General features: G+C 40.4%; 3 protein-coding genes. 1 reads left to right on the forward strand and 2 read right to left on the reverse strand.

The window, feature by feature from the left end:
• Positions 1-8 precede the first annotated feature (8 nt).
• Entirely contained in the window at positions 9-3,188 is a 3,180-nt protein-coding gene (locus J2W55_RS18025; RefSeq protein ID WP_310098778.1) for a SusC/RagA family TonB-linked outer membrane protein, read from the reverse strand.
• Between the two features lie 558 nt (positions 3,189-3,746).
• Entirely contained in the window at positions 3,747-7,946 is a 4,200-nt protein-coding gene (locus J2W55_RS18030) for a two-component regulator propeller domain-containing protein (RefSeq protein WP_310098779.1), read from the reverse strand.
• An 840-nt stretch (positions 7,947-8,786) separates the two neighbouring features.
• On the opposite strand from J2W55_RS18030, the gene J2W55_RS18035 reads away from it, so the two are divergent.
• Positions 8,787-12,443 carry an ABC transporter permease gene (locus tag J2W55_RS18035; RefSeq protein WP_310098781.1) on the forward strand — a complete coding sequence of 1,219 codons (3,657 nt, stop codon included), beginning with the start codon at positions 8,787-8,789 and terminating at the stop codon, positions 12,441-12,443.
• The last annotated feature ends 67 nt before the right edge of the window (positions 12,444-12,510 follow it).

Genomic DNA, 12,510 nt, shown 5'->3' on the forward strand with positions numbered 1-12,510 from the left:
TTGATCTATTAGTTAAAGGTTATGTTTGCACCAATAGTAAATACGCGTGGCTGAGGATAATAACCATTGTCCCACCCAGCCTGAAGTGGATTCCATGAGCCAATTTCAGGATCCATGCCCGAGTATTTTGTAATTGTAAACACATTGGTCACAGTACCGTATATTCTAAAAGCACTCACGTGTATTTTTGATAAAATATTTTGTGGCAACTTATAACCTAATGTGATGTTTTTGCACTTCAGGAATGAACCATCTTCGAAAAACAAAGTGGAAGAACGATTATTATCGTTGGTATTATCCTGTCTCAAACCTACAATAGTGGTATTTGGGTTGGTAACGTATACATTGTTAACATCAGATGCAGAGCCGGCAGGATTTATTAAAGCCAATCTCGCGTAATTTAATACCGATGAAAAATAGTTAGTATTGTTTTGCGAATTGGTTTGTGTTACAGCCAATTGATTAAATACTTTGTTGCCATAGTTGCCACTGAAGAATATATTCAGGTCGAAATTTTTGAAGGTAACTGTATTGTTAATCCCACCCTGAAATTTGGGGATCGGGGAACCCAAAAAGGTTTGGTCTTTTGAGTCGATAACACCATCGCCATTCAGATCCCTGAACATACGGTCGCCGTACCAAATACCTCCACCTGATGCCGAAATTGGAAGAAGTTTACCGCTTTGGTCAACAGGCAAGGCATGTGTTTGAAAATCACTTGCCTTTGAAAATATGCCATCGAATACATAGCCATAAAATTCGCCAATGGGCTGCCCCACTATCGTTTTTTCGACTACGATTTGTGAGTTACCTACATAGGCTGTCTGGCTTAAGTTAGCATCAGCTCCGCCCGCACCTAAACTGAGCACTTTATTAATATTCCGCGATACGGTAAAATCAGTTTTCCATGTAAAAGCTTTAGAACTAATATTGGTAGTACTGATTCTTAAATCAAGCCCTTTATTGCTCATAGAACCCACATTGGCATAAGGCGCTTGCATGGATCCCTCGCCCTGCTGGGAAGCACCACTATATAAAGGAAGTGGAACTCTTAATAATAGTCCGTTTGTTAAGCGGTTATAAACACCAAATGAAAAACTTAAGCGCCCATTAAAAAACGTCCCGTCAAGGCTGGCATTGAAATCCTTTGTTTTTTCCCATGTTATGTAAGGATTTGCTAAATTACCTTGAAACTGTGCTATACCCGATAAGCCATTAACCACCGTATTAAGTTGGGTTGCAAAAGTATTGCCTGGTATGTTTTGATTGTTGGTAAGGCCATAACCAAGTCTCAGTGTCAATTCATTTATAGCATTTACACTTTTCAAAAATGACTCATGATTGATTTTCCAGGCAAATGCCCCTGAATAGGTAGTAGCCCACTGATTGTTGGTTGGAAAATTTGAAGAGCCATCGCCTCGTATATTACCGGTGATCAGATACTTATCATAAAAGTTTAAATCAACCCGACCGAAATAGGCTTCCGATGCATTGCCGAGACCATTATCGCCTGAGTTTTTGGCCGAGATAGCATCGCCGGCATTGAGGGTCTGCACATTGTTTGAAGGGAAATTATTCCGTGAGCCGCCAACATTTTCGAAAGAGTTTGACTGCGCTTCGTGCCCTGCTAAAACTTTGAAATTAAATTTACTGAAATAATGGCTATAAGTTAGGTAATTGCGTAATACCGTATAAAAGTTTTGGTACGTGTTTGAGCCACCATCGTTAGTGCCTTTAACATATTTACCAAAAGCAAAAGTTGGATAAAAATAATCCCGGGTACTAAAATCGAAATTACCGGATACTTCATTGCGTAATGATAAATCTTTAGTAATCTGTATTTCGGCATACGCGTTGCCAAACACTTGATTTCTCTTGCTAACGTTTTTGTTAAGTTGGGCTAACGCCACAGGGTTGGGAACTTGAGTCACATAACCGGCCGTGTTGGTAACCCCACCCCAGGAGCCATCTGCGTTTTTTACAGGAACATCGGGTGTAAGGTATAGCGCACTGCCAATTACAGCAGATGCAGTAGAATTTTGGTTTTCATAAACGTGAGCTAATTGAAGGCTGGTCCCTATTTTTAGCCATTTAGTGGTTTTATTGTCAAGGTTCAACCGTACTGATGATCTTTTAAATGCAGACCCAATAGCTATTCCTTGCTGGTTAAAATAAGAGCCTGAAAGTGAATATTGGGTCCTATCATCGCCGCCGCTTACTCTAACTGAATTACTGTTCATCGGAGCTTTTCGGAATAATTCTTTTTGCCAGTCGGTACCGGTACCTAAATATTGGGGATTGGCAAATTCGTCCCTTGTATCGAAGCCCCACGCCTGTGCCCTGGCATTAATGAAAGTAGCAAACTGCTGCAATTTCATTGTAGGGAGTGCTTTTGGCAACTCCTGGTAACCGGCATAGAAATCATAAGCGACCTGTGGCACCCCTGCTTTACCTCTTTTTGTAGTAATAACAACAACGCCGTTGGTTGCCTGCGAACCGTATATAGCTGTTGCCGACGCATCTTTCAATACATCTATCGATTCTATTTCAGCAGGATTAATAGTATTTAATGGATTGGAGCCATTACCAGGGTCGCCAACCGGCGGGATAACAATACCATCAATTACATATAATGGCGAATTTGAGCCAGTTATAGAAGACACGCCATGTATTTGAATAGATACGCCGCCACCAGGTTGGCCCGACACCTGTTGAACCACAACTCCTGCAACTTTTCCCTGCAGGGCCTGGTCAAAGGTGGTTGGTTGTGTTTGGCGTAGGTCATCTCCCTTTATTGAACTTATTGAGCCGGTAGCATCTCGTCTTTTCGCAGTACCATAACCGACAACCACAACTTCGCTTAAGTGGCTGGATGTTGAATTGAGCTTGACATTAATTGCGCCAGCTTGTTTTACCGTTATTTCCTGAGATACAAATCCTAAAAAGCTAAAAACGAGCACTTTGCCCGGCTCAGCGGCTATATTATAGCTACCATCAATGCTGGACACGGTGCCCAGGCCTGTCCCTTTAATCTTAATGCTTACGCCTGACATCGGCTGACCATCGTCGGCGCTTGTTATTTTCCCCGTAATACTTACGGTTTGTGCATGGGCAGATATATAAAGAAATATACCCGCAATAATTAATGAAATCTGGTATTTCACTCTCTTTTGTAAATTTTTATCCATCTTTTAAAAGGATTTTAAGGTTTGATAATTGGTTCATTGGTGTTTGGTTAGTAATTAATTGGTTTTTCTTTCATTCATAATTTGTTTTGTTATCATATCTTTTTAGATAGCCCAATACCCAAAAACAACCTTTGAAAACTACTCTACTGTTAGTTTCTTCACATGAAACGGCTACCCGAACAATCAGTTAAAAAACCTCAGGTGCAGTCAGACGCATGTTTACTAATTCAAAAAAGTTAACTGTTGGTACTATTGGTTATTGGTGGAACATTGTTTAAAAGCAACATCTTTAAATACATTGCATTACACTTATATTCCCGACGATGAAACTATGATTGTTAAAAAGAAAGGACTACCGAATTTGATAATGAATGGGGGTTAAAATGTTAACCATTTTGTAACTGTATAAAAATCAGCACTTTACATTGCAAAAAACACTCCACGTTCACGTCTTTTTTATTTTTTTTTCAAAATATTGACTTAAATCACAACAAATCGAAACTAATTGGTTGTCATGACGCGGACAAGAAGAGGTTAGCGATAATCGGTTAAATTTAATTAACTGTTCTTTTCATTCAGTTTCTGTTGGCGAATTGAACTGAGATAGTTGGAGGGAGTGGTGTTATACTCATCCTTAAATGCTTTTGTAAAATATTTAGGCGAATTAAAGCCAACTTCGTAGCCAATCTGACTGATTGTCATTTGGCTGGTCTCGAGTAGATACACCGATTTTTTAAGTCTAATAGAACGAATAAAGTCAACAGGCGACTTATCTGTAAGCATTAAAACTTTTTTATAAAGCGATACCCGGCTCATATTCATCTTGCGGCTCAATTCTTCTACCGAAAGGCTTTCGTTTAATATATTCGATTCTATATATTCAACAATACACCTTAGCAGTTTTTCATCTTCGTTTTCTAAAGGGGTTTCCTGCAATTGCACATCAATCTGCTTTTTGTACGTGCGTTTATAGGTATCCCGAAGGGTTAAGATATTTTTGATTTTTGAAAGAAGTATTTCAAAATTAAATGGTTTTGTCATGTAATCATTAGCGCCAATTTCCAGGCCCTTTATCTGTTCTTCGTCACCCAATAAGGCCGTTAGCAGAACAACGGGAATGTGTGAGGTACGTTTGTCCTTCTTTAGCTTTTTGCACAACTCAATTCCTGTCATCTCGGGCATGCTGATATCACTTACAATAATATCAGGATGTTGCGATAGGGCTTTTTGCCAGCCTTCCCTCCCGTTTGAAGCTTCGATTAAAAAAAATACATCTTTTAAATTATCTTTCAGGTAAAAGCGAAAGTCATCATTATCCTCAACCAAAAGAACTACCTGTTTTTTATTTGATCGCGGCTGTTTAACGATAGTTTTACTTTCGTTATGAGTAATTTCGTTTACGCTATCGATGTCATCGTCAGATGGCAGGTCCGTTTCCCCACCGTTATAGATAACAAACGGCAGTTTAACGGTAAAACAACTGCCGTGCTCAGGCTCACTCTCAACTGTTAATTCTCCCCCATGCATCTTCACAAACTCATAGGTAATTGCGAGGCCGATGCCGCTGCCCTGGTTAATCATCGACGCCGGAATATCGTGTTGAAAGAACCGCTCGAAAATTTTGTCTTGTTTTTCAAGCGGAATACCAATACCCGTATCAATCACCTTAATTTCAAGCGGGGCATCAGTAGTTTCGGTATCTACGTTAAGCAAGACGCTTACCTGGCCGCCAGGCAGTGTAAATTTAAAGGCATTTGATAGTAGGTTAAACAATATCCTTTCTATTTTATCATGGTCAAAATCAGTAAACAGCGAATCAATCGTGGTATCAAAAATAAAATTAATCTCTTTTTGTTCAGCGATATCAGTAAATGAAAGGTATATCTCGTTGATGAACTTCACCATATCCCCGGGCTTGCTATGCAGTTTCAACTCTTGTACTTCCATCTTCCTAAAATCAAGTAATTGGTTTACCATGTTCAACAATCGCCTGGCGTTTTTTCCTATCATGCCCAACTGTTGTTTCTGTTCCTGATCAGCACTGATAAGCATTTTTTCGACTGGTGCCATGATCAGCGAAATCGGTGTCCTGAACTCGTGGCTTACGTTGGTCAAAAATTTAGTTTTCAGTTGATCAAGATCTTGCATTCGCTTAACCTCCTGCCGCTCCTGTTCAATTAACAGCTTTGCTTCCTGCTTTTCTTTCTCTGCTATGAATTTTTCTTTCTCTGCTATGAATTGTCTCCTTATTTTTTGTATTCCACGCCGGCGTATCAAAAAAAGTGTTCCGGTTATGAGCAACAAGTAAATGACGTAAGCTAAAGTAGATTTCCAGAAGGGGGGCAATACCTTAATTTTTAATTTTATATAGCTGGGTCTCCATTTTCCGTCCCGGCTAATAGCCCGTACCTTAAACGTATAATCGCCTCCGTCAAGGTTGGTATAGGTTGCTTTTCGGATAGCATTGTTTGCGGTAAGCCACCCTTTATCAAAACCCTCCATCATATACTGATGCGTTATTTTATTAGTGTTAAAGAAATTTAAGGCGGCAAATTCAATTGTAAACACATTTTCGCTATGGTTCAGCGTTATCTCCTGTGTGGCTGAAATTGCTTTAGATAATACCACATGGCCGTCAACTGCTTCATTGGCTGCTATGCTTTTGTTGAATAATTGAAAACCGGTGAAAACTAATTTAGGCTCATCTATATTCGGATGTATGTTCAGCGGGTCGAAAATGTTAAAGCCGTGCGAGCCGCCAAATACCAATTCCCCTTTATTTGTTTTTAAAGCTGCATTTACAGTGAACTCTCTGCCTTGCAGGCCATCTGTTTCATCAAAGCTTTCAAAATGAAACTTATAGGTACCATTGCCTGGTGCCAATATTATCCGTCCCAGCCCGTTTGATGTACTTAGCCACATGGCCCCTCTGTTATCTTCCAATACATTCAAAACCTGGTTGTCGGGCAGCCCTTCCTTTTTCGTTAGCGAGATAAAACGGTTGGTTTCGGGGTTCAATATGCTTAGTCCGTCCCTTGTCGCTATCCACATCAGGCCGCGGCTGTCCTGCGTGATATTATGAATGTCATCATTGATTAAACTGTTAGGGTCGTTTTTCTTTTTATTATAATGTATAACACCACCTCCGTTCTTTAATATTTCATCTACCCCCAAATATCCTCCTACCCAGAGATTCCCTCTGGTGTCCTCAATGAGTGCGGATATATAAGGCGATCTGATATCTGTTTGCTTAAAGGGAGAGGAAAATATTTTTTTGTCCCTGTCAAACATTTGCAACCCCGCCGCAAACGTGCCTATCCATAACCGGTTTGATGAATCTTCCAGGATATTCCACACCCGATCATCAGCAATGCTCGTGGGTACCTTGTCATTATGTTTGTAATGAATAAACTTTCTTCCGTCAAAATGATCCAGTCCGCCAAAATATGTACCTATCCATAGTTGCTGATCCTGGTCAATACACAAACTAACAATAATATCACTGGTGAGGCTATTCGGATTTCCCGGATCATGTTTATACTGGGTAAACTTGCCTGTTTTGCGATCAAAATAAACTAAGCCGCCTCCATTGGTCCCGATCCATAAGTTACCGTTTTTATCTTCGACAAATTTATTGACGTCTTCAAACTTAAGGCTAGCGGGGGCTGAAGCAAAGTGCCTGTATAGCGGGAACCTGATAATATTTTTATGATAATAACTTATCCCCTCTCTGAGCGTACGGGCCCACATAATACCTTTGTTGTCTTTGTAAAGCGCTACAGTGTTCTGTCCCAACGATTTTGGGTCATCTTCCCTATTTAGTAAATAAGTAATTTTTTTCCTTTTTTTATCCAATAAATTTATTCCGCCATGATCGGTAGATATCCATATAAGGCCGTCGTCGGCTTGAATAATATTAGTGATGTTGTTCGATGTAAGCGGCGTTTCTGCCGATTCTTTTGTGATGTACCGAAACCGTCCCGTACGGCGACTGTAATAATAGACGCCGGAATCCATGTTGGGGCTAAACACCCAGAGATCGCCTTCACTGTCAATGGTTAGCGAGTAATTCCTACCTTTATTATCGGCAGCCTTTTTAAAAATATCTGTATGATAAGTAATTGCATTGCGTTTTACATCAAATAGCTCTATTACGCCGTCGTCATAAGCAAGCCATACGTTGCCGGTTGTATCCTGCACAATGTCTGTAACAAAACTTGAATATAATGACGGGCTTGAACTATGGTAATGATAATAATGTGTGGTAGTTTTTTTCAATTCATTATACCTGTAAATGCCTGAATCGGGATACAGAAACCAAAAGTCGCCTTTGCCGTTGTGAAGTATCTTGGAAACGGACGGATACCCCGGAAGTTTAAGAGAATAAAGTACTGACGATACATCATTGTTAAACTGTTCCGTTTCGGGATCATAAATAGAATATCCGGCCGGGGTTGTTATCCATAATTTTTTGTCAGGCCCTTCAAAAATATTAGTTATGTAATCATCATTAACCGAGTTTGTATTATTTACGTCGTGCTTGAATACTTTAAAAGTATAACCGTCATAACGGTTGAGACCAGAAGAAGTACCAAACCACATGAAGCCTTCAGAATCCTTAAAAATACAGGTGACTTGGTTGTGTGACAGCCCGTTACTTATATTGAGCCGTGAAAATTGGTATTGGCTGTTTTGCGCAAAATTGTTGGTGTAAGCAAAAAGCAACACTGAAACGACAATATAAAGTTTTATACGCATTAAAATTTAGTTGAGATCTTCGAAATCAGTAGCCTGACGCTTAGCAAGCCAGTACACCTAGATAGCATAAAAGTAAAATAAATTCATAATTAAAGACATAAAAGTATCGATTCCTTCGTCCTCCCACTATAGGCAATCAAAGTTGACTACCTCTTAGGGTGGTTTATCCATTTAAATTCAACTCTTCACCAGATTCGCCTGTATATACTCTAACTTGAAACTCTGGTCTTATTGTAGACCAGTTAGCTCAAAATTTCAGCCCCTCTTCGCCAGATTGACAGGTTTCCTCTTTGGCCTTCAATAATTAAAATGAGTTTTCGAACATTATATTACTGAATATCAATATGATAAAAATTGAAAAAAATTGAATTTTAAATGAATTGGTATAGATAATTAGCTCACGTAAGTTTATATCATAAAGCAAAAATCGCACATGGTAATTAGGGCAATTTAAAACTAATGAAATGAACAAATTAAAATTTTCATCCATAATCATCCTATTGGCAGCTTGCTTACATCTTAATGCCCAAACGCTGTATCCCGGGATCAGCAGGTAATGATCTTCATGCGGGAATCTTTAAAAAAGAAAAAAAATAGCGAAACCAGGAAAATGAAACTGATTAACTCGCAAATAAATCGACCCCACATTGCTTTGAGAAAATTTGCATAACATAACTGGTAAATCTTATCGGCATAGCTATTTCCGGACCGCTCGATCGGAATTCAAAACCGGACGACCTGATGTTCGGTTTCGTTACAAGAATTGGTGTCAACAATTCATTGCTTACTATAAATCAGGAAGTTAAATACTTGGAACAGAGATTGAAGCAATAAGGTAACTTGAATTCATATACATTTCATATTAATCTGTATGACTTAGCCTTCCTGGGAACGATATTTAGCGGGCTAAATTTTGCCCTGCTCCTTTGGTTCACCAAAAGGAGCAACCAGCAAGCAAACCGATTTATTAGCCTGGCCCTGGTCGTCACGGTTTTGTGGATGATCAGCGTATTGGGTATTAACATTCGGTTGGGGACCTATCTTCCGCATTGGAGCTGGGTACCGTTCCGGTTCTCATTGGCACTCGGGCCGTTGATTTTCTTTTATGTGCTTAAAATAACCCGGCCGGAGTACAAATTCCGGTTTAAAAACATGCTGCATTTCAGCCCGTTATTGTTGGAACTTGGTGTTCACATTTTGGAGGTTAAGGAGGGTTTCAGGACGGGTGGGGCCACTTATGATACACGGATCTTTCAGCAACTTAATCCGGTATTACAGTTGCTGGCTTTTGTTTCGGTCGTTACCTATCTGTACCAATCCCACAAGCTGATAAATCGCTTTTACCGGCAGCTAAAATTTAATGAGTTGAGCGACCGCTACCGGCACCAATTGCGCTGGTTGCGTAATTTATTGACAGGTTTTGGTTTATTAGGCCTTTTGTGGATACCCTTTATAGCTGTGGACTATTTTTATTACAACAACCGGTTAGGCATTCAGGCTTATTTCCCTTTGTATTTTCTTTTTGCGGTCATGGTCATCTGGATGGCAGTCATTGCTTTTTTAAGATCAGAAATCAACGTAGCGGCGGATACGCCGGCTTTTTTAAAACCAATAGCCGCAGCAGCGCTAAAACAAAAAAGCATTTTGCTAAGGAAAGCCGTTAAAGAGAATAGCTATTACCTTGATCCGGAATTAAACCTGCCCTCACTTGCTGAAAAACTGAAGATACCCGTCCACGAACTATCCCGGATCATCAATGTGGCGCTCAAAAAAAGCTTTAGTGACTTTATTAATGAATACCGGGTAAGGGATGTAATAGCGAAAATGCAGAATTCAACTTATGACCACATCACCCTGCTGGGCATTGCTTATGAATCAGGATTCAATTCTAAAGCAACCTTTAATCGCATATTCAAGCAAATGACAGGAGGAAGTCCCATAGAATATAAAACTCATCTGAAAAAAGAGGTCTCATCCTATAACTTGAGGCGTAATCCTCAATTTGCTGTGGTAATTTCGAACAATGAAACCATGCCAAAGTGGTATTCTGGACAAATAAACCACAATTATATGTTAAGAAATTATCTCAAAATCGCCTGGAGGAACCTCATTAAAAACAAGGCCTCATCGTTCATTAACATCTGTGGCCTTGCCGTGGGCATGGCAGTAGCGATGCTCATCGGCTTATGGATTTGGGATGAATTATCATTTAATAGATACCATCAGAACTATGACCGCATTATACAAGTGATGCAAAAGGAAAAGTCTCTCGGCAATATCAATGTATGGGACCATATGCCTTACCCGCTGGTTAATGTGCTTAAAACCAATTATCATAAAGATTTTAAACATATAGTAACCGCCACGGAGGCCGATAATTTCTACCTGTCTCAGGGTGAACATAAAATAGTGCAAACAGGGCAATACATTGAAGCCACTGGCCCCGAAATGCTGACGTTGAAAATGCTCAGTGGAACATGGGCTGCACTTAGTGATCCGCACTCCGTTCTGCTTTCAGCATCTGTGGCAAAAAAGCTTTTCGGCGATACCGACCCTTTGGATAAAACGATGAAAGTAAGTGGCACCTGGGACGTACATACCACCGTTGATTTGAAAGTAACAGGGATATATGAAGACCTGCCGCAAAACACCAGATTTCACACAACGCAGTTTTTTTTGCCCTGGGATCTGTATGCCACGGCTGATAAGCGTCTAAGTACCATGGCATGGGATGATCATCGTTTTTTGATCTATGCCGAGATCCTGCCCGGTGTTGACCTTGACAAAGTATCAGCTCATATTAGAGATGCTGAACTTAAAGTGATCAGGCACATGGACAATATGAAACAAGAGGTGGTTGCGAACCCGGAAATATTGCTAAATCCCATGAAGAATTGGCACCTGTATTCGAACACTAAGGATGGCGTTGTCGATAAAGGCCCTGTTCAGTTTGTGTGGATAGTTGGTATAATAGGTGGCTTTGTATTGTTATTGGCTTGCATCAACTTCATGAATTTGAGTACTGCGCGTTCCGAAAAAAGAGCATCTGAAGTAGGCATACGTAAAGCCATAGGCTCAACCAGATCGCAACTAATCAGCCAGTTTTTTAGTGAATCATTACTTATGGCTCTTGTAGCATTTACAATCGCACTGTTATTTGCCATACTTACTTTGCCATTGTTAAACGATCTGTCAGCAAAGCAGATTGACATACCGTTCAGCAATATATGGTTTTGGCTTGCTTGCCTTAGTTTTATCTTATTTACAGGTTTGCTGGCCGGAATTTACCCCGCTTTGTATTTGTCATCTTTCAGGCCTGTAAAAGTTTTAAAAGGCTCGTTCAGGGCAGGCCGCATGGCTTCAGTGCCGCGCAAAGTACTGGTAGTGGTGCAATTCACAGTCTCCATGGTATTGATCATTTGCACTGTTATCGTGTATAACCAGCTGATTTTTGCTAAAAGCCGTCCCGTTGGATACTCCCGTGATGGGTTGGTTATTGTACCAATGCAGTCAATAGACTACCAGGGAAAACAGGATGTCCTTCGTAACGAGCTGAAAAGTACCGGAGCGGTGGTCGAAGTAGCTGAATCAGAAAGCCCGGTTACCGGAGTATCCTCCAATAATGGTGGCTTTACCTGGAAAGGCAAGGCCGCCGGTACAGAAGAAAGATTCGGAACACTAACCGTAACAGCTGAATATGGAAAAACAGTCGGCTGGCAATTTGAGAATGGCCGCGATTTTTCAAAAGACTTCAGTGCTGATTCAGCAAGTTTTGTCATAAACGAGGCTGCGGCAAAATACATGGGCTTGCAAAACCCGATAAACGAAACCATACATTGGAAAAGTAAATGGAATAATGTCGATAAAGATTTCAGGATTATTGGTGTAATAAAAGATATGGTGATGGAATCGCCATACAATGCTGTTAAGCCTGTCGTTTTCCGTTTGGGAGGCAATCCGAATTGGATATTTATCAGGATCAACCCGCAGATAAGCGTTAGCAGCGCGTTACCCAAAATAGCGGGTGTTTTCAAAAAGATCGTCCCCTCCGTTTCATTTACCTATAGTTTTGCAGATGAAGAATACGCCAAGAAATTCACAGCCGAAGAACAAATTGGCAAGCTGACAAGGTTCTTCTCGGGCCTTGCTATTTTCATCAGTTGCCTGGGGCTGTTCGGCATGGCGATGTTCATGGCTGAGCAACGCACCAAAGAAATAGGCGTGCGAAAGGTATTGGGCGCAACAGTATTTACATTGTGGCGATTATTATCAAAAGACTTTGTGACGCTGGTTATTATCTCGCTTTTAATTGCAGCGCCCATGGCTTGGTATTTTATGGTGAAATGGCTTCAGGGTTATCAATACCGTACACCAATATCATGGTGGGTATTTGTAATCACCGGCATCGGCGCTTTGGTTGTTACTTTATTTACAGTGAGCTATCAAGGCATCAAAACAGCACTGACTAACCCGGCAAAGAGCTTGAGGAGTGAATAAGGTAATATTATACATCTGTTTTTCTCATAAGATGCAAACCTTTATCGTTCCGGTTTCAGGTTTTTTA

This window comes from Mucilaginibacter pocheonensis (assembly GCF_031456535.1).
In the GTDB taxonomy this organism is placed as follows: Bacteria; Bacteroidota; Bacteroidia; order Sphingobacteriales; family Sphingobacteriaceae; genus Mucilaginibacter; species Mucilaginibacter pocheonensis.

Coding starts and splice junctions, on each gene's coding strand:
- J2W55_RS18025 (WP_310098778.1), bottom strand. CDS start 3,188: ATGGATAAAAATTTACAAAAGAGAGTGAAATACCAGATTTCATTAATT.
- J2W55_RS18030 (WP_310098779.1), bottom strand. CDS start 7,946: ATGCGTATAAAACTTTATATTGTCGTTTCAGTGTTGCTTTTTGCTTAC.